We start from the raw sequence: 17,319 nt of genomic DNA, 5'->3' as shown, positions 1-17,319 counted from the left end.
GCCGATCACGTACACGCACCAGCGCGAGCAGCTCGGCTTGGCGCACGCCATCCTCCAAGCCGAACCGCACGTCGACGGCGACTTCATGCTGATGCTCGGCGACAACGTGTTCCGCGGGAACCTCGAAGACGTGGCCAGCCGGCAACAAGAAGATCGCGCCGACGCGGCGTTCCTCGTCGAGGAAGTGCCCTACGAGGAGGCGTCCCGGTACGGTGTCCTTGACACCAACGAGTACGGCGAGGTGGTCGAGGTGGTCGAGAAGCCCGACGACCCGCCGTCGAATCTGGTGATGACCGGCTTCTACACGTTCACGCCCGCGATCTTCCACGCGTGCCACCTCGTCCAGCCCTCCGACCGCGGCGAGTACGAACTCCCCGACGCGATCGATCTGCTCATCCAGTCCGGCCGCACCATCGACGCGATCCGACTGGATGGGTGGCGCATCGACGTGGGCTACCCCGAAGATCGCGACCGCGCCGAAGACCGGCTCGACGAACGAGTCACGGTCGGCGCGTCTGACGCGGACGACACGGGCGGCGCGGTCGACGACGCCGAGGAACCGGCCGACGGCTGAGGTCATCGGTTGCCGGCTGAGGTCATCGGTTGCCGGCTGAGCTGACCTCGGGTTACGAGTCGCATTACGATGCCCACCCGAGTTCCACCCACGGACACAGATGATGCCGACTGGGGAACCCGACCACCACGAACCGCCGATCCGGGCGACGATCGTTCGGTACGACGACCACCCCGACGAGTGCACGCTTCATCCTGATGATCCCGACGAGGACAGGCAACTGACGGAGTGGATCACGGCCGAGGCCGGCTACTACTTCGCGATCGCGTCCTGCCGCTGACGGCGATGGCGGCTTGCGGCTCGCAGCACGCGGCCCGCGCCCACGGTCGGCGGCGGGTTCGGTGCGCGACCGACTCGACCACGACGTTGACCACCGCGCCGAACAGGACCGCGAGCGCGACGATCGACCGAGCGGTCTCGATGACGGACGTTGCGTCGCGTCGCACGGTCACCGGAAGCGTGCGACGGGTATCGCTTGGTGGGGCGTAGTCGAACGAACGCGGCGACTGTCGCCGGACGATGGGGTGTCCGACCGATAACGGAGCCGGCCGCGAGGCCGGTCGTACGCACCCGTCGTCCCACGTCGAGTCCCGCTGTCGACCGTCCGGACTCGCGGGCCGACGGGTCCTCTTCCACGCCGACGTGGTCGCGGCTCGGACGGAAACGTTACGCGGCGTCGACGGCGACGAACCCGTCGCTGCGAACGGTCATCTCGTAGCTCGCGTGGACGAACGAGACCGTCACCGGATTCTCGGCAGACGCGCTCGTACAGAGCTCGTTGAGCGACTCCGGATCGACCGTCTCGGCGAGGGCCGGAATCGCGTCCGGGTCGGCGTCGTCGGCGTCGCCCAGCGCCTCGACGACGCCGACCACGGGAGAGACGTCGCTCCAGTCGTATCGCCTGCTGACGAGGTGATCCTCGCTCATGGCGCCGACCGCTCGATCCAGTTAAACGGGCTCTTGGCTCGGCCTGTGTGCCGTTCCACGGTAGCGGCGATTGGGTGTCGGAAAAAATAGCTCTGTTGGAACCTACTGAAAAGGGCGTTCAGAAGGGGCGGATTGCTCTCGTCTCACCGCTGAATCTGTCTGTTTTCTCCCCGCGTTCTCTATGGGTCTTCTTCCGCTCTTGATGGCCGCGGTTCTTGCAGTCGTTCCGCCTGCTCTAGCCTGCTTCCCGACGTGATCCCCGCGCTCTAGCCTGCTTCCCGACGTGATCCCCGGAATCCGGGGTGCGCGCGTTAAGCGCCGTATAGCATAGGGGCCGTCCGGAGAACGCCGAGTCATGCGGAACGCGTGTTAGTGACGGGCGACACCGGCTTCATCGGCTCGACCCTCGCGAATCGGCTCGCGGCGGACAACGAGGTGACGGTGGTCGACAACGAGTATCTCGGCACCGAGGAGAACGCCGATTCCGGCGTCCGCTGTCTCCGGCGCGATGTCTCGGAGGACGACCTCCCGACCGATGTCGACGTCGTGTTCTACGAGGCCTCCAAGCTACACGCCGCGACGGGGTGGGAACCGACCGTCGACTTCGAGTCGGGGATCGAACGGGTGTGGGAGCCGTATCTGGTCGCTTGAGCGGTTGTCGCGGGTCCACTCCGGCGGAGCCCTGGACCAAGGTGTTTGATCTCTCGGACCCATCACTGCGTATGACCCTCCGTGTTCCGGACCAGCTCGAAGAGCAGTTCTGGAAGCGACATTCGAACCCCAAAAGCGGGTGGAGCCGAACCGCGTTGACGCCGGCTCTCCTGTACGCGGTCCATCACCGAAAGTGGCGACTCGCGGGCGCCGCCGTGTTCTTCGCCCTCGTCAACCCGGTCCTGTTCTCGCCGCCCGAGGACGATGACGCTTGGATGACCCGCGTGGTGTTGGCCGAACGGTGGTGGACGCGCGAGCGGGAGGAGGGCCTCCTCGATTGCGGCCATCCGAACGGTCTCAATCTGCTCAACGTCCCCGTATCGATCTACGCGTTCGTCGCCGCGTACCGCCGGAAACCCGTTCGGGCCGGGGTTGCGGGGGTGGTTTCGATGGGACTGAAATTCTGGTACGTCGTCGCACTGGTCCGACGGTACGACGCCGCCGAGATCCGAGACGACTGACCGTGCCGGTTCCGAAAACCGAACGCTAGGTCCGGCTGACTCAGACCCGCCGGACCGCGAAGCCGGCGTCCCGCCACCGGTCCAGGTCCAGTATGCCCGTCGCGTCCACCGCGTTCGGCACCGCCATCCGACCCGCCAGTTCGGCGGGGTCGAGGTCGGCGAACTCGTCGTGGTCGGTGACGACGACGAGCGCGTCGGCGTCCCGCGTCGCGTCGTCGAGGGCCTGCAGGTCGAGCGTCGCGTCCGCGACGTGCGGGTCGTGGACGGCGACGCTCACGGCGTCGGCCACGCCGCCGTCGGTGGCCGGCGCCGTCGCTTCCGGTCCGTGCTGGAGCTCCCTCGCGAGCGCGAGGCCCGGGCTCATCCGAGTATCGTCGACGTTTCCCTTGTAGGCCGCGCCGAGGACCGCGATCCGCGTCCCGCGCAGGTCGGGCACGAGCTCGCGGAGGAGCTCGACGACGAACCCGACCATCCCGTCGTTCACCCGCCGCGCGGTCGCGATCAGGTCGAGGCTGTCGGAGCCCTCGCCGAGGAACCACGGGTCGATCGGGAGGCAGTGGCCGCCGACGCCCGGCCCGGGCCGGAGGAGGTCCACCCGCGGGTGGCCGTTCGCCATCTCGATCGCCTCCCGCGAGTCGATCCCGTAGTCGTGGGCGAGCCGGGCGATCTCGTTCGCCAACCCGACGTTCACGTCCCGGAACGTGTTCTGAATGAGCTTGACGAACTCGGCGGTCGTCGGCCCGTCGGTCGCGCGGATCTCCCCGTCGACGAACGACTCGTACAGCGCCGCCGCCGACGACGTGGCCTCGGGGGTCAGCCCGCCGACGATCCGGTCGTTCGCCCGGAGCTCCGCGATGATGTTGCCGGGCAGCACCGTCTCCGGACAGTGGGCCAGTCCGAAGTCCTCCTCCGCGCTCAGTCCCGACTCCTCTAAGATCGGTCGCATCTGCGAGGCGGTCGCCCCCGGCGGGACCGTCGATTCGAGGATCACCGTGTCCCCCTCGCGGAGGACGGGACGGATCGCCCTCGACGCGGCCCGGACGTACTCTAGGTCCGCCCGCCGCTCGGCCTCGTCGAACGGGGTCGGGACGCAGACGAGGTGGTACTCCGCGGGCCGCACCTCGTCGGCGATCGTCAGGGTACCGTCGTCGAGCGCTCGCGCGACGAACTCGGAGAGGCCCGGTTCGTTCAGGCCGACGTCGCCGGCGCGGAGGGCCGCGACGAGGTCGCCGTCGACGTCGTAGCCGCGGACCTCGTGCCCGGAGTTGGCGAGCATCGCGGCGGTCGGCAGCCCGATGTACCCCAGCCCGTGAACGCAGACGGTGCTCACTGCGACACCTCCTTCGACCGGGCCTCGACTGGGAGCGCCCGCAGGATGCGCTCGGCGGCGGCGCCGTCGCCGAACGGGTTCTCCCAGTCGCTCGCCCCGAGCATCTCCCTGACGCTCCGCTCGATCCGCGCCGGGTCACAGGAGCTGAGCCGGTTCGCCCCCGCGTCGACGGTCTCGGGGCGCTCGGTGTTGTCCCGCATCGTCACGCAGGGGACGCCGAGGACGCAGGCCTCCTCTTGGACCCCGCCGGAGTCGGTCAGGATCAGGTCGGCCGACGACGCCGCTCGCAGGAAGTCGAGGTAGTCCAGCGGTTCGACCGCCCGGACGCGCGGCGGGAGGTCGATGTCGAACTCCTCGACGCGGCTCCGGGACCGGGGGTGCATCGGGTAGACCACGTCGGCGTCGTGGGCCTCGCCGGCGCGGTGGGCGCCAGCGAGGAGCCCCCTGAAGCGCTCCTCGTCGTCGACGTTCTCCGCTCTGTGGGCCGTCAGCAGGAAAAAGCGCGAGCCGTCGAGAACCAAGTCCGCGAGGACCGTGCTCTTCTCGCGGGCGATGTCGAGGTTCCGCCGTATCGCGTCGACCACGGTGTTCCCCGTGACGGTGATCCGGAAGTCCGAGATCCCCTCGCGGAGGAGGTGCCCCTTGCTGCGGTCGGTCGGCGGGAAGTGGTAGTCCGCGGCGTGGTCGGCGAGCACACGGTTCGTCTCCTCGGGCATCCCGCGGTCGAAGCTTCGGAGTCCCGCCTCGACGTGGCCCAGCTCGGTGTCCATCTTGCTGGCGGCGAGCGCGCCGGCGAGCACGCTGTTGGTGTCCCCCTGAACCAACACGACTTCGGGCGCGGTCTCGTCGAGGACGCGCTCGACCTCGACGAGCATCTCCGCGGTCTGTTTCCCGTGGGACCCGGAGCCGACGGCCAGGTCGTAGTCCGGGTCCGGCAGGTCGAGCTGGTCGAAGAACACCGAGTCGAGGTTGTCGGAGTAGTGCTGGCCGGTATGGACGATCGCGTACTCGATCCGCCGTCGCTCGCACGCCTGGATGACGGGAGCGAGCTTGATGATCTCGGGCCGCGTTCCGAGGACGAAGGCGATCTCGGTCATTCGGTCTTCCCCTCCGTGGGCCGGGCAACCTCACCGCCGTCCTGAAACACGGGGAGCCGCTGGCCGCTCCCCGCCTCTCGGTCGGCGTCCATCCCCGGCCCCGCCTCGGGATTCGGCCCCGCCGGTTCGGGGACGGACCGAACGAGACCGTCGTTCTCCGACACGTCGAACCACATCCCGAGAGTCAACAGGAGCCCGCCGATGGCCCCGACGGAAACCGACACCATGCCGCCGAGGAACGCGTCGACCGCCGCCGACGAGAGGGCGTAGATTCCCCCGAAGATCCCGGTGAACGTGACCGTCGCCCCCAGCGCGTAGCAGACGACCAACGGGTGGAACCGCCGGAGGACGTACGACCGTCCGATGCGTTCGAGGAAGTTCCGGGCCAGAAGCGCCGAGAGCCGCGGCACGAACGTCGCGTACCGGATGCTGCTCGTCTCGTCGCCGTACTCCGAGGGATGCGAGATGTCGGCGATCTCCTCCCGGTCGAGGTTGAGCGCGAACAGGAGGTGGTTGAGGAAGCCGTACTCGTCGTAGAGCCGCTCGAACCGGACCCGCCGGAGCCCGTCGTTCGAGATCGCCGTGAAGCCGTTCTGCGGGTCGGAGACCTCCCAGTACCCGCTGGAGGCGCGGGTCAGCAGGGTCAGGGCAACGTTCCCGAACAGCCGCCAGCGCGACATCCGCTCGCAGTCCCGTCGGGAGCTGAGGCGGTTCCCCTTCGCGTAGGTCACCTCGCCCGCGGCGACTGGGGCGACGATCCGCTCTAGGTGAGCCGGGTCCATCTGCCCGTCGCCGTCCATCACGGCGACGACGTCGACCCCGTCGTCGAGCGCGCGCGAGTAGCCGGTCTTGACCGCCGCCCCGGCGCCGCGGTTCCGGTCGTGCCGGAGCGTGACGACGCGCGGCGGGCCGGCGCCGCGCTCGGGCGACGGCTCGGCGGCCCGACCGTTGATCCGCCGGGCGCAGTCGCGGATCTCCTCCCAGGTCCCGTCGGTCGACGCGTCGTCGACCGCGTATATCCGGTCGACGTACCCGGGCATCGTCTCGATCACCCCGCCGACGTGGCCCGCCTCGTTGTACGCGGGGACGACGACCCCGACGCTCCGTCCGTCGTACATGTCAGCTCCTCCCCCCGTGTCGGGCCGCGGTCGGCCCGTCCGATCGGGTTGCGGTCAGTCCGCCCGATCGGGTTGCGGTCGGCCCGCCCGATCGGGTTACGGTCAGTCCGCCCCGTCGAGTCCGGAACTGTCGTCGGCGTCCGTCTGCGGCTCTGTCGTTGGATGCGATCATGAGTTGGGTGTGGGTGCCTCCGCGTTCGAGGCCCGATGCGACGCGGAGTGGCTGGCTGAACGCCCGTCGGAAGCGGGCTTCGTTATACACCGCATCACCCGGCCGTCCGGCGGACTCCGTGCTCATAGATCCACGTACCGGTCCTCCCAGTTCCGTCGCGCCTGAAGCGCCTCGAACCCCATCTCGGTCACCTGATAGAAGTTGGTCCGGCGGTCGATCTCCCCCTTCTCGACGTACCCCTTCTTGACCAGCGTGTCGAGGTTCGGATACAGTCTCCCGTGGGTGATCTCGTCCACCACCGTTTCGAGCTCGGCTTTGATCTCCTGCCCCGACGGGTCGGTCTCCCCCACGACCACGTAGAGGAGGTCCCGCTGAAAGCTGGTCAGTTCGAAGAGGGGGTCGGTCATGCCGCGACAGTGGGTCCCCCGGAGTTTCGTTATGTGTGCGTGAACGAGAGTATCGGGGAGTCCGTCCCGTCGCGCGCCGGTCGGCCCCCCGTTCGCTCCCCGATATGGACGTGATAACAAATTGAGTGAGGCGTCACGTGTCTGTCATCCGCCCGTCCCCGTCGAGAGAGGGGGCGAAAGTCGCCGTTCGATCACGAGACTACCCCATGAACTCGACGGAGGAACTCACGAAAGACGAGGTGTTCGAGGTACTGAGCAGTTCACGACGCCGGCAGATCCTGTATCACCTGCATCGGCGCGGGGGGCGCGCGGACCTCCGTTCCCTGGCCCGAGACACGGCGGCCGACGAGACGAACGGGACCGACGAGCCGGTCGACAGCGACGTCGTAAAGCGGTTCTACATCTCGCTGTACCAGACCCACGTCCCGAAGTTAGAACAGGTCGGGCTGGTGCGGTACGACGCCGACGAGAAGACCGTCACGCTCACCGACCGGGTCGAGGACGTCGCCCGCGTTCTGAACGAGGACGTCGATCCGGACCGCCAGTGGGCGCTCTACTACGGCGCGCTCGCGGTGGTCGGCGTCGCGATCGGCGTCGTCCAAGTTCTGAGCGCGGTCTCGGCCCTTCCGAGCCTCGTGTTCGCCGTGTCCGTCATGTCGCTGGCGACGTTCCAGTACTACGAGACGGCCGTCAAACGCGGGGAGTACACGTTTCTCGAACGGCTGGTGACCGACTGAGCGGTTCGGCGGGCGGGGAGGGTGGAGGGGCTGGACAGCGAGAAGGGAGACCGCGGTCAGTCCACGTACTGGACCCCGAGGATGGCGACGATTCCGGCGACGCACAGCAGCGTCCACCCGGCGGCCGGCACGGTCGCGAGGGCGCCGATCCCGAGCGTTCCGAGTCCGACGACGCCGACGACGGCGGCGGCGATCGCGGGCGCGAGCCGGTCCCGGTCCGGGGCCTGTTCCTCGCGTTCGTCCTCGTCGACGGAATCCATGTAAACCAACAGCTGGGACACCGAGTCCTGCAGTTCGATCGTCCCGCGGTTCTTGTCGTACTCGACGACTCCCATCGTGTCCATCTTCGGGAGGTGACACTGGTAGAGGCCGATGTACACCCGCTTCCGCTGGTTGGACGAGAGCTCCCTGACCGTGATGTCGTTCTCGTCGGCCGCGATGTGCTCGGCGACGTCGTTGAGTTCCGCGTACCCGTCGTGGGTGCGGAGGTACTGAATGATGCTGCGCCGGCGGCTGTTCTTCAGGAGATCGAATATCTCGCCCTTCTCGAGGGCCGATCCGTTCGACCGTGATGCCTTGCCGATCGCCTCTAAGTTCGATACGTCGTCGGTCGATGGCTTGGAATCGGACCCGAGCTGATCCTCGCTGAGTGACCCCGAATTTCCCGCTCTCATGAAGCTCTCCACACGGCACACTACCTTAGATATACTGATATTAACATTCTCTAACAATTCGAGAACGCCCCGAACCGACGAACAGAACACTCGGTTGCGAGCTTCGGCACCGGAGTTCGGTCCGGCTGTTTTCCGATTCAGCCATCGATCGATGCCGGCCTGAGGCGGTCGTCCGAGCGGTTCGCCTCGCCCGCGGCGAATCCCGAACCGCTCGGACGCGTTCGACGCGTGCGGTGCCGCGTCCGGAATCGACGGCTCGCCCGCGGCGAATCCCTCCGTTTCCTGACCGGTTCCGAGACCGCCGGCGCCGTTAGCAGACGTATACTATTCCGTCACTCCGGCGTGAGTGGTATAATGACATACCGTGTCGCGATAATCGGGACCGGCGAGGACCCCGAAACGCGGGATAGAGACGGGTTCGCGATGGCGTACCGCCACGCCGCCGGGTATCAGCGGCTCGACTCGTGTTCGCTCGTCGCCTGCGCGGACATCGTTCCGGAGAACGCCAAGGCGTTCGCCGAACACCACGGGGTCGACGCCGTCTACGAGGACCACGAGGTCATGCTGGAGGCGGTCGAGCCCGACATCGTGAGCGTCTGCGTGCCACCGGCGATCCACGCCGGCCTCGTCGTCGACAGCGCGTCCGCGCCGTCGGTCGACGCGGTCCACTGCGAGAAGCCCATGGCGACGGCGTGGGACGACTGCCGACGCATGGTGGAAGTCTGCGACCGCGAGGACGTGCAGCTGACGATCGACCACCAGCGCCGGCTGGCCGAGCCGGTCCTGCGGGCGAAGGGGCTGCTCGACGACGGGGAGATCGGCGAGCTCGAACGGCTGGAGTGGTCCGAGGTGAACCTCTTCGACGCCGGCTCCCACCTCTTCGACCTCTGTGACCTCTTCGTGGACGGCGCGCGCGCGGAGTGGGCGCTCGCGGCGATCGACTGCTCCCACGAGAACCGGTGGTTCGGCGCCCTCAACGAGACGCGGTCGATCGCGCAGTGGCGGTACGCGGACGGCACCGTCGGCGTCGCGTCGACGGCGGAGGACGGGGTGACCGGCGTCGACGCCTACCTCCGGCTCGTCGGTGAGGACGGGACGATCGAGATCCAAACCGACGACGGGACGGCGCTCCGGGTCCAGACCGACGGGGCGTGGCGGACCGTCGACACCGACGAGAACGTGTACGGTTCGGCGCCCGGAATCGCTCACGCGGCCCTCAGCAAAGTCACCGGGTTCCTGCCGGGGGTGACCTGGCCCGCGGACCCGCCGACCCACTACGAGAAGGCGATCGAACACCTCGTCGACGCGCTGTCGACCGAGACGGAGCCGGTCTTCTCCGGCCGACGCGTCCTCCGCGGCACCGAACTGGTGTTCGCGAGCTGGGAGTCCGCGCGGCGACGCGGCCGGGTCCACCTCCCACTGGAGTTAGAGGGGAATCCCCTCGAAGAGATGTACGAGGCCGAACAGCTCGGCGGGATGGACGACTGGCCCGACGACGGGTAATCCGACGCAGTCGACCGGTTCGCTGCGACTGCGGCTCGGCTTCGAAACGTCTCGGGCGTCGGGACAGTCACGCCGCGCCGAATATATCATAAACCAAATATTTATTGCGGGTAACGGGGGATTAACGGCCGCAATGGCACACAAGCTGGCACACAGGCTGCAGTCGACGGGGGGCGAACCCCCCGACACCGATCGGGACGAGTCCCAGTCGACCGGCGTCACGCGTCGGGGGTACGCCCGCCTCGGCGGGGCGGTGATCGCGACGATCGCGACGCTCACCGGTCGGACGAACGCGGTCGTCCCGGCGTCGGCGGACGACGCGGGGACCCTCGACCGCCGGATCTGGATACGCGGGTCGGGCTCCCCGTCCACGTACGAGGTGACCGTCGCCGGGGAGTTCGTCGCCGACGAGTCGACGGATCGAACCGCCGGTCACGTCTCCGGATCGACGGCGGAGGGGGCTGTCGCGAACGACGACCGCGGCTACCGGTTCCGCGGCGAGATCCGCGACGTGACCGTCGACGGCGACGCGGAGGTCTCGCTCGACGGGGAGCCGCTCGGTCGGTAACCGGGGCGCGCGGAGAGTCGGCTCCGATTCGGATACCGATCCCGATTCGGATACCGATCCCGATTCGGATACCGATCCCGATTCGGATACTGACCCCGACCGCGTCGGGTGGGACCGATCCCTCGGTATCCCATTTATAACTACCTCCGACCGACGGGTCCCTCGTCACATGTGGCCCTGGGAGCACGCGCTGTTCGCCTACGTGTGTTACTCGACGTACGTTCACGGCAGGTATCGGTCGCGACCCGGGGACGCCCCCGCGGTCGCGCTCGCGTTCGGCTCCGTGCTCCCGGACCTGATCGACAAGCCGCTCGCGTGGGAGTTCAACGTGTTCGGTACGGGGTACGCGGCGGCCCACTCGCTGTTCCTCGGCGTTCCGTCGGCGGTCGTCGTGTACGCGCTCGCCGAGCGCCGGCGCGCGGGAGCGGTCGGCGGCGCCTTCCTGATCGGGTACGTGCTCCACCTCGTCGGCGACGTGCTCCCGGCGTCGCTGTCGCGGGGACGAGTCGACCTCTCTCCGGTCCTGTGGCCGATCGCCGGCCGCGTCTCCCCGCCCGACCGCGGCTCCTTCATCGACGGCGTCTCCGGGCTGTTGACCGAGTACGTCGCGCAGCTCCTCACCCTCGAACTCACTCCGGTCATCGCGCTCCAGCTCGGCTCGGTCGTGTTCGGCGTTACGCTGTGGCTGGCCGACGGTCGTCCCGGTCTCGCGCTGATCACGGGGACGCTTCGGCGAGCGATCGAGCGACTTCGGGCCTGACGCAGTCGATCCGGTCGCGGTCAGTCGATCCGGTCGCGGTCAGTCGATCCGGTCGAGCGTCGCCCGCCCGCGGTAGACCACCGCTTCGGGGTCCGACGGGTGGTCGTCCTCGAACACGAGCCAGTCGGCCCCGGTCTCCCGCGAGGCCCGGAGCACCCGTTCGAGGTCGAGGATTCCTTCGCCCGGCGGAACCGACCGGAACGCCGGCGGGAAGCGACGCGTTCGCGTCACGTCGGCGACGTGGATCAGCGACAGTCGGTCCCCGAGCAGATCGAACACGTCGGCCGGGTCGTACCCGCCGGCGGTGGCCCACCCCACGTCGACCTCGAAGGTGAGTTCGTCGGTGCGGGACGCGAGCCGACCGAGCCCGGTCGTCCCCACGGTTCGGTCCGGCCCGCGGACCGTCAGGTCGACCGCCTCGGCCGCCCGCTCCCAGACGAAGCCCGGCGACGGGAGGGTCGCGGGGACGCCGAGCCCGAACCGGTCGAGAAGTGGGAGGAACGGGTCCTTGGAGGTGTGGTACGAGAGCCGGAGCCCGTGGCTGTCGAGCCGGTCCGCGAGGCCGTCGAGCCGCCTCGCGAGCGCGTCGACGTGGTCCGTCGTCCGGAAGTAGCCGGCGCCGAGGTGGGGGATGACGACGTGGTCACAGCCGACGCGGCGACAGCGGTCGGCGATCGACTCCAGGTCCCGCTCCAGCGCGCGCAGGTCGGCGTGCGCGGCCACGGGCTCGACGCCCGTCTCGTCGAGCGCCTCCCGGACCGCGTGCGGGTCCGCCTCGAGGAACGCGCCGGCGAACTCGACCCCCTCGAAGCCGGCGGTGGCCACCCGCCGGATCGTTTCCGGCAGGGGTTCGTCGATGTCCCGGAGCATGTGCAGCTGTATCGCCGAGCGCGGGCGCGACTTCGCCGCCCGTTCGGCCGATTCTGACCGGCTCATTGTCCGGTGTCCGGGCCGTCGGTCGGAAGTAATGAAGGGCCTATCCGGGTCGCATCGAACGATTCCCCCCGGCCGCCTCCCGGTAGACGCCGGTCAGCGTCTCGGCCGTTCTCGCCCAGCTCTGTGACCGGGCGCGCCGGTGGTTCGCGCGCCCGATCGGCCCGAGGTCCGGGTGGTCGTACGCCCGCCGCAGGGCCTCGGCGAGGCCGTCGCCGTCGCACGGGTCGTAGAGGAGTTCGTTTTCCGGCGGCACCATCTCCGGGAGACAGCCGATCGCGGGCGCGATCACCGGGCGGCCGTACGAGAGCCCGAGGTGCGCCGTCCCCGAGTTGAGAATCCGGCGGTACGGTAACGCGAGGGCGTCGGCGGCGTTCAGGAAGTACTGAATGCGCTCGTCCGGGACGAATTCGAGCCGCGTCTCGATCCGCGGGTCGCTCCGGGCGAGCGCCACGACCTGCGCCTCGGTCCGGTTGTCGTGCGGGTTCCCGACCAGCCACAGCTCCGCGTCGGGCGCGTCGAGGTCGGCGAACGCCTCGACGAGGTCCGGGACGCCCTTGTACTCGCGGATCAGCCCGAAGAAGAGGACCACGAAGGCGTCGTCGTCGATCCCGAGGTCGCGTCTGGCCGCCTCGCGAGACACGTCGTTCTCGTAGGCCGCCACGAAGCTCCCGTCGGGGACCACCGCCACCTCGTCGGTCTCCGGGACGCGGTACGCCGCGGCGATCGCGTCGGCCGCGGCGCCGCACTTGACCGTGATCGCGTCGGCGACGGCGAACACGCACTCGTTGACGAGCCGTTCCGTCCAGGGATACAGCCCCTCGTGGTGGCGCTCGTTGTGGACGGTCCGGACGACGCCGACGCCGAGCAGCGAGACGAGCGCCACGTCGACGAGCAACGCGACCGCCCGCAGGAACGAGACCAGCGCGTTCGCGGGGCCGAACCCCGTCCCGGTCGTCACGTAGTAGTCGTAGACCCAGTCGAGCTGCATCGCGTCGGCGTCCCGGTTCGCGAGGACCGCCCGCGTGAGGGGGAAGAACAGCGGGAGCGGCGGCGTCCGGACCTCGACGCCGGCCTCGCGGAGCGCGTCCGCGAGCAGCGTCATGTACGCGTTCTCCGGGTACCAGCTCCCGCTCATCAACAGCAGCGTGAGCCCGTCGCCGTCGGTCATCGGTACCGGGACCGGCTGAGTGGCTTCCCGGCGGGCGTTCCGCCGGTAGTGAACTGCGACGCGCGCCCGTCCGTCCATGGGTGTGTCACGACGTGTCGACCAGCGCCCTCGATCCGAATAAGTATAAACGGGATACCGGCGTTTGGGCCGGGAACGGCACGTCGCGACCCGTTCGCGTCCGGGCGTTACGAGCGGTATAACAATGCCTTCGTCGGCCGGAATCCGGGTATGAACCGTTCCAGCAAGGGCGCCGTGCGACTCGGGTCGACCGGGCACGGCAGTCGATGAAGGACCGCCTCCGAGAACTCGTCGAGCGCGCCGTCCCGTCGGGGTCCGTGGTTCAGCGAACCGTCAAAAGCGGAATCTGGGTGACGGCGACGAAGATGGCGGTCCGGCTGTCACAGCTCCTGATGCTCTTGGTCCTCGCGCGGCTGCTCGATCCGCGCGCCTTTGGCCTGATGGGGATCGCCCTGCTCGTCCTCTCCGGGATCAGGCGGTTCACCAACATCGGGATCAACGCGGCCCTCATCCAGGACGAGAAGGAGAACGTCGACGAGTACCTCAACACGACGTGGTCGCTGGAGGCCGCGCGCGGCGTCCTCATCTTCGGCGTGCTGGCCGTCGCGGCGCCGTACATCGCCGGGGTCTTCGACGAACCGAGCGCGACGAACCTCATCCGCGTGCTCGGCCTGAGCCCGCTGCTGTACGGGTTTCGCAACCCCGGAATCGTCTACTTTCAGAAGGACCTCTCCTTTCACAAGGACTTCGTCTTCAAGTCGAGCGGGTCGGTCGTGCAGTTCGCCGTCGGCGTCGGGTACGCGCTGTACTCCCCGACCGTCTGGGCGCTCGTGTTCGCGACCGTCGGTAAGTCCTTCTTCAAGTTTCTCCTCTCGTACGTCCTCCACGACTACCGCCCGCGACCGACCCTCGACACGGCGGTCGCGCGACGGCTCATCGACTACGGCAAGTGGATCACCGGCGCGTCGATCATCGGGTTCGTGTACAGCGAGGGCGACGACGCGTTCGTCGGGTGGTTCCTCACCGCGACGTCTCTGGGGTTCTACCAGTACGCGTACCGGATCGCGGACATGCCCGCGTCCGAGGCCGCCGGGATCATCTCGGAGATCACGTTCCCGGCGTACTCCCGGCTGCAGGGCGACCTCGACGAGCTCCGCGGCGCGCTGCTCCAGACGACACGGCTGACCGCGTTCATCACGTTTCCGCTGTCGTTCGGGATCGCCGTCGTGGCGCCGAGCTTCGTCCCCGCCGTCCTCGGCGACGAGTGGCGCCCGATGATCACGACGATGCAGATACTCGCGCTGTACGGGCTGTTACACGCGATCACGCGGAACTTCGGCGCCATCTGGAAGGCGCTCGACCGCCCGGACTACATCGTCAAGACCGGGCTGATCCGCGTGGCGTGTATCGCCGCGCTCATCTGGCCGGCGACGGCGAGGTGGGGGATCGAGGGGACCGCGCTGGTCGTCGTCGGGGTGTACGTCTTCCCGATGCTTCCGCTGGACGTCTACCTCTCGGCGCGGATGGTCAAAGCTCGACAGCGACAGCTGTACGCCGAGTACGCCTACCCGTTCGTCGCCGCCTCGGTCATGTTCGCCACTCTGTGGTACGTGGGGTTCGCGACGGACCTGACACCGCTCGTCGAGTTCCTCGTGTTGGTCCCGTCGGGCGCGGTCGTGTACTTCGCGGTCGCGTTCCTGCTCGAACGGCGGTTCGACTGGGGGATCGAGCGCAACCTGCGGGTGATCAGCGACGGGATCAGGGGGTGACGCTCGTCGCGGTGTCCTCGTCGGCCGTCGAGTCGTTCGTCGGATTCCCTCGATCCTTGAGGTCGGGGAGGAACCGCAGAGCGTCGGGAGAAATCGTCCGTTATCGACGTTCAGGGCGCCGGTTATCAGCTGTATAATAATAGCTCATTCAACGGTAGTGGGGTCAAATGAATTACAAGACCGTGGCGGACCTGAACGCGGACGCGCACCGCCTCGCGACGGACCTCCCGCAGGATATCGATCTGGTGGCCGGAATCCCCAGAAGCGGACTCTTGGCCGCGAACCTCCTGTGTCTCCACCTCGATGTTCCGATGACGGACATCGACGGGCTCTGCGACGGACGGCTGTTCGACACCGGGTCCAGATTCGAGCGCCGCGATTCCATCGACGAGTTCGATTCGGTCCTCGTCGTCGACGACTCCGTGTTGACCGGCGGGCAGATGACGGAGACTCGCGATCGGCTCGCGGAGCACGACTTCCCGTTCGATCTCTCGTTCGGTGCCATGTACATCTCTTCCGGGGGACACCGATACGTCGACTACTGGAGCGAAGTCGTCTCCGCGCCGCGCATCTTCGAGTGGAACATCCTCCATCACACGAGACTGACGGACTTCTGCGTGGATATCGACGGGGTCCTCTGTCGCGATCCGACGCCGGACGAAAACGACGACGGGCACACCTACCGCGAGTTTCTCAGGACCGTCGAACCGAACGTCGTCCCGAAGCAGCGTATCGGCTGGCTCGTGACTTCGAGACTGGAGACGTACCGTCCCGAGACCGAGCGGTGGTTAGCGGACAACGGTATCGAGTACGACACGCTCGTGATGATGGACCTGCCGGACATGGAGACTCGGCGGAAGCGGAGCAATCACGGTCAGTACAAGGCAGACGTGTACGACTCGGTCGATGCGGACCTCTTCATCGAAAGCGATCCGAAACAGGCGGCGGAAATCCGACGGCGGGCGAACCGACCGGTGTTCTGCTACGACACCAACGAGATGCTGAAGCCGTCGATCGGTGGGCGGTCACGCCGACGCATCACCGAGGGCGTGTCCAATCTGAAACGGGAATCGGTGTTGTTTCCGGCGAGAGCGGCCTATCAGCTCTCTTCTCGGTGTTACCACTGGATTTTGCGGTCGCACAAATCCAAAGAGAGGTAAACGCCATCCACCGTGCTCCGCCTCCGGTCGTCACCGGTCCCGAAGCACGGTCTCGCCCGGACCGACGGTCGCCCCGGTCGACAGCGTCACGCCGGCGTTGAGGGCGCTGTTGATCCCCGTCTTCACGTCGTCCCCGCAGACGACCCCGAACTTGCGGCGCTCGGTGCTCTCGCGCCGCCCCTTGACCGTCAAGTGGACCGGTTCGCCGTCGTGGCGGAGGTTCGCGACGGTCGTCCCGGCGCCGAGGTTGACGCCGCGGCCGAGAACGCTGTCCCCGAGGTAGGTGAGGTGCGGGACGTGCGAGCCCGCCATCACGACGCTGTTTTTCACCTCGACGGCGTGTCCGACATTCACGTCCGGGCCGAGGTACGTCGCCCCCCGAACGTACGCGTTCGGGCCGACGCGGGCGCCCGAGCTCACGTAGACCGGCCCCTCGATGACGGCTCCCGGTTCGATCGTGGCTCCCGGCTCGACGGTGACGCGCCCGCGGAGGTCGGCGTCGGCAGCGACGTCGCCGGCGCGTTCGCCGTCCGCTTCCGGGAGCTTCCACTCGTTCGCCGCGAGCAGCTCCCACGGGCGGCCCACGTCGAGCCAGCGGTCGAACGGGACCGCGGTCACGTCGAACGACTCGCAGGTCCGCTGGAGCACGTCCGTCAGCTCTAACTCTCCGCGGTCGCTCTCCTCGACGTCGAGCCACGGGAGCGCGGCCTCCGGGAAGACGTAGGCGCCGGCGTTCACGAGCTCCGACGGGGGGTCTTCGGGCTTCTCGACGACGCCGCGCACGCGGTCGCCGTCGGTCTCCAACACGCCGTACGCGGTGGGGTCGTCCACGCGGAACGAGCCGACCGCCGGCCCCGATTCGAACAGGTCCCGCAGCGAGTCGCCGTAGAGCACGTCGCCGTTCAGCACCGCGAACTGGCCGTCGTGAAGCGCGTCTTTGGCGGCCCGGACGGCGTCGGCGGTCCCGCGCTGCTCGGGCTGATCCACGAACTCGACGGGCACGGGCCAGTCCCGGTCCGCGAGGCGCTCTCGGACCGCCGCGGCCTCGTAGCCGACGACGACGACGACCCGCGACGCGCCGGCGGCTATCGCCCCGTCGATGCAGTGCCCGACGAGCGGCTCCCCGGCGACGGGGAGCATCGGTTTCGGGAGCCTGTCCGTCAGCGGGCGCATTCGAGTCCCCTCGCCGGCAGCGAGTACGACGGTTTGCACGGCCGAACCACGACCGG

18 protein-coding genes and 1 pseudogene are annotated in these 17,319 nt (G+C 68.3%); 10 read left to right on the top strand and 9 right to left on the bottom strand.

Annotated features, from left to right (window positions below; translation table 11 throughout):
• Together ESO89_RS11015 and ESO89_RS11010 are read left to right on the top strand one after the other, a co-directional pair.
• Window positions 1–574, top strand: a 574-nt coding sequence (locus tag ESO89_RS11015; RefSeq protein ID WP_164932780.1) for a sugar phosphate nucleotidyltransferase, incomplete at its 5' end; no start/stop codon positions are given.
• A gap of 103 nt (window positions 575–677) precedes the next feature.
• Complete coding sequence (locus tag ESO89_RS11010; RefSeq protein WP_241686200.1) at window positions 678–854, top strand: DUF7511 domain-containing protein; 177 nt, start codon at window positions 678–680, stop codon at window positions 852–854.
• Between the two features lie 386 nt (window positions 855–1,240).
• On the opposite strand, the gene ESO89_RS11005 is transcribed toward ESO89_RS11010, so the two are convergent.
• Window positions 1,241–1,501, bottom strand: coding sequence for a HalOD1 output domain-containing protein (locus tag ESO89_RS11005; protein ID WP_128905553.1), 261 nt, complete (start codon window positions 1,499–1,501; stop codon window positions 1,241–1,243).
• Between the two features lie 327 nt (window positions 1,502–1,828).
• Between ESO89_RS11005 and ESO89_RS11000 the strand changes: the two are divergent.
• Window positions 1,829–2,065: pseudogene (locus tag ESO89_RS11000) on the top strand (NAD-dependent epimerase/dehydratase family protein); the annotation flags it as partial.
• A 158-nt stretch (window positions 2,066–2,223) separates the two neighbouring features.
• Window positions 2,224–2,673, top strand: a complete 450-nt coding sequence (locus tag ESO89_RS10995) for a DUF6653 family protein (protein ID WP_128905551.1) — start codon at window positions 2,224–2,226, stop codon at window positions 2,671–2,673.
• A gap of 40 nt (window positions 2,674–2,713) precedes the next feature.
• On the opposite strand, the gene ESO89_RS10990 is transcribed toward ESO89_RS10995, so the two are convergent.
• The 4 genes from ESO89_RS10990 to ESO89_RS10975 form a co-directional block, all read right to left on the bottom strand.
• Window positions 2,714–4,003, bottom strand: coding sequence for a nucleotide sugar dehydrogenase (locus ESO89_RS10990; RefSeq protein ID WP_128905550.1), 1,290 nt, complete (start codon window positions 4,001–4,003; stop codon window positions 2,714–2,716).
• On the bottom strand, window positions 4,000–5,100 hold the full coding sequence (gene wecB, locus ESO89_RS10985; RefSeq protein WP_128905549.1) for a non-hydrolyzing UDP-N-acetylglucosamine 2-epimerase: 1,101 nt from the start codon (window positions 5,098–5,100) through the stop codon (window positions 4,000–4,002). The genes ESO89_RS10990 and wecB overlap by 4 nt, the downstream gene beginning before the upstream one ends.
• Window positions 5,097–6,218, bottom strand: a complete 1,122-nt coding sequence (locus ESO89_RS10980; RefSeq protein ID WP_128905548.1) for a glycosyltransferase family 2 protein — start codon at window positions 6,216–6,218, stop codon at window positions 5,097–5,099. The genes wecB and ESO89_RS10980 overlap by 4 nt, the downstream gene beginning before the upstream one ends.
• 294 nt (window positions 6,219–6,512) lie before the next feature.
• A complete protein-coding gene (locus ESO89_RS10975) occupies window positions 6,513–6,797 on the bottom strand; it encodes a PadR family transcriptional regulator (protein ID WP_128905547.1) in 285 nt (94 codons plus the stop codon).
• Window positions 6,798–7,003: 206 nt separating this feature from the next.
• Between ESO89_RS10975 and ESO89_RS10970 the strand changes: the two genes are divergently transcribed.
• A complete protein-coding gene (locus tag ESO89_RS10970) occupies window positions 7,004–7,534 on the top strand; it encodes a DUF7344 domain-containing protein (protein ID WP_128905546.1) in 531 nt (176 codons plus the stop codon).
• A 56-nt stretch (window positions 7,535–7,590) separates the two neighbouring features.
• Here ESO89_RS10970 and ESO89_RS10965 read toward each other — a convergent pair whose 3' ends face one another.
• Window positions 7,591–8,208: a DUF7344 domain-containing protein gene (locus ESO89_RS10965; protein WP_128905545.1), complete on the bottom strand. Its 618-nt coding sequence runs from the start codon at window positions 8,206–8,208 to the stop codon at window positions 7,591–7,593.
• 354 nt (window positions 8,209–8,562) lie between these two features.
• Here ESO89_RS10965 and ESO89_RS10960 point away from each other — a divergent pair, with 354 nt between their 5' ends.
• The 3 genes from ESO89_RS10960 to ESO89_RS10950 all read left to right on the top strand — a co-directional run bounded on the left by ESO89_RS10960 (window position 8,563) and on the right by ESO89_RS10950 (window position 11,039).
• The gene (locus ESO89_RS10960) at window positions 8,563–9,711 is read left to right on the top strand and encodes a Gfo/Idh/MocA family protein (RefSeq protein ID WP_128905544.1); all 1,149 of its coding nucleotides are present in this window, start codon (window positions 8,563–8,565) and stop codon (window positions 9,709–9,711) included.
• 133 nt (window positions 9,712–9,844) lie between these two features.
• Window positions 9,845–10,279 carry a hypothetical protein gene (locus ESO89_RS10955; protein ID WP_128905543.1) on the top strand — a complete coding sequence of 145 codons (435 nt, stop codon included), beginning with the start codon at window positions 9,845–9,847 and terminating at the stop codon, window positions 10,277–10,279.
• Window positions 10,280–10,448: 169 nt separating this feature from the next.
• Complete coding sequence (locus ESO89_RS10950) at window positions 10,449–11,039, top strand: metal-dependent hydrolase (RefSeq protein ID WP_128905542.1); 591 nt, start codon at window positions 10,449–10,451, stop codon at window positions 11,037–11,039.
• A gap of 39 nt (window positions 11,040–11,078) precedes the next feature.
• On the opposite strand, the gene ESO89_RS10945 is transcribed toward ESO89_RS10950, so the two are convergent.
• Window positions 11,079–11,975, bottom strand: coding sequence for a sugar phosphate isomerase/epimerase family protein (locus ESO89_RS10945; protein WP_128905541.1), 897 nt, complete (start codon window positions 11,973–11,975; stop codon window positions 11,079–11,081).
• A 40-nt stretch (window positions 11,976–12,015) separates the two neighbouring features.
• Window positions 12,016–13,221, bottom strand: coding sequence for a glycosyltransferase family 4 protein (locus ESO89_RS10940; RefSeq protein WP_241686199.1), 1,206 nt, complete (start codon window positions 13,219–13,221; stop codon window positions 12,016–12,018).
• A 206-nt stretch (window positions 13,222–13,427) separates the two neighbouring features.
• On the opposite strand from ESO89_RS10940, the gene ESO89_RS10935 reads away from it, so the two are divergent.
• The gene (locus ESO89_RS10935; protein ID WP_128905540.1) at window positions 13,428–14,930 is read left to right on the top strand and encodes a lipopolysaccharide biosynthesis protein; all 1,503 of its coding nucleotides are present in this window, start codon (window positions 13,428–13,430) and stop codon (window positions 14,928–14,930) included.
• Between the two features lie 167 nt (window positions 14,931–15,097).
• Window positions 15,098–16,090 (top strand): phosphoribosyltransferase family protein, encoded by a 993-nt coding sequence (locus tag ESO89_RS10930; protein WP_128905539.1) that lies wholly within the window; start codon window positions 15,098–15,100, stop codon window positions 16,088–16,090.
• Between the two features lie 30 nt (window positions 16,091–16,120).
• Here the strand turns inward: ESO89_RS10930 and glmU are convergent, their stop codons facing one another.
• Entirely contained in the window at window positions 16,121–17,302 is a 1,182-nt protein-coding gene (gene glmU / locus ESO89_RS10925; RefSeq protein ID WP_128905538.1) for a bifunctional sugar-1-phosphate nucleotidylyltransferase/acetyltransferase, read from the bottom strand.
• Between the last annotated feature and the right edge of the window lie 17 nt (window positions 17,303–17,319).

Source organism: Halorubrum amylolyticum (genome assembly GCF_004114995.1).
Lineage (GTDB): Archaea > Halobacteriota > Halobacteria > Halobacteriales > Haloferacaceae > Halorubrum > Halorubrum amylolyticum.
The sequence above is the reverse complement of the archived record's forward strand: the minus strand, read 5'-3'. Positions and strand labels throughout refer to the sequence as shown.

Bases quoted from the DNA above. Each gene is read 5' to 3' on its own strand.
- ESO89_RS10995 (WP_128905551.1), top strand. From the start codon at position 2,224: ATGACCCTCCGTGTTCCGGACCAGCTCGAAGAGCAGTTCTGGAAGCGA.
- ESO89_RS10980 (WP_128905548.1), bottom strand. From the start codon at position 6,218: ATGTACGACGGACGGAGCGTCGGGGTCGTCGTCCCCGCGTACAACGAG.
- ESO89_RS10945 (WP_128905541.1), bottom strand. From the start codon at position 11,975: ATGAGCCGGTCAGAATCGGCCGAACGGGCGGCGAAGTCGCGCCCGCGC.
- ESO89_RS10960 (WP_128905544.1), top strand. From the start codon at position 8,563: ATGACATACCGTGTCGCGATAATCGGGACCGGCGAGGACCCCGAAACG.
- ESO89_RS11010 (WP_241686200.1), top strand. From the start codon at position 678: ATGCCGACTGGGGAACCCGACCACCACGAACCGCCGATCCGGGCGACG.
- ESO89_RS10955 (WP_128905543.1), top strand. From the start codon at position 9,845: ATGGCACACAAGCTGGCACACAGGCTGCAGTCGACGGGGGGCGAACCC.
- ESO89_RS10935 (WP_128905540.1), top strand. From the start codon at position 13,428: ATGAAGGACCGCCTCCGAGAACTCGTCGAGCGCGCCGTCCCGTCGGGG.
- ESO89_RS10975 (WP_128905547.1), bottom strand. From the start codon at position 6,797: ATGACCGACCCCCTCTTCGAACTGACCAGCTTTCAGCGGGACCTCCTC.
- ESO89_RS10970 (WP_128905546.1), top strand. From the start codon at position 7,004: ATGAACTCGACGGAGGAACTCACGAAAGACGAGGTGTTCGAGGTACTG.
- ESO89_RS10940 (WP_241686199.1), bottom strand. From the start codon at position 13,221: ATGGACGGACGGGCGCGCGTCGCAGTTCACTACCGGCGGAACGCCCGC.
- wecB (WP_128905549.1), bottom strand. From the start codon at position 5,100: ATGACCGAGATCGCCTTCGTCCTCGGAACGCGGCCCGAGATCATCAAG.
- ESO89_RS11005 (WP_128905553.1), bottom strand. From the start codon at position 1,501: ATGAGCGAGGATCACCTCGTCAGCAGGCGATACGACTGGAGCGACGTC.
- ESO89_RS10950 (WP_128905542.1), top strand. From the start codon at position 10,449: ATGTGGCCCTGGGAGCACGCGCTGTTCGCCTACGTGTGTTACTCGACG.
- ESO89_RS10965 (WP_128905545.1), bottom strand. From the start codon at position 8,208: ATGAGAGCGGGAAATTCGGGGTCACTCAGCGAGGATCAGCTCGGGTCC.
- ESO89_RS10930 (WP_128905539.1), top strand. From the start codon at position 15,098: ATGAATTACAAGACCGTGGCGGACCTGAACGCGGACGCGCACCGCCTC.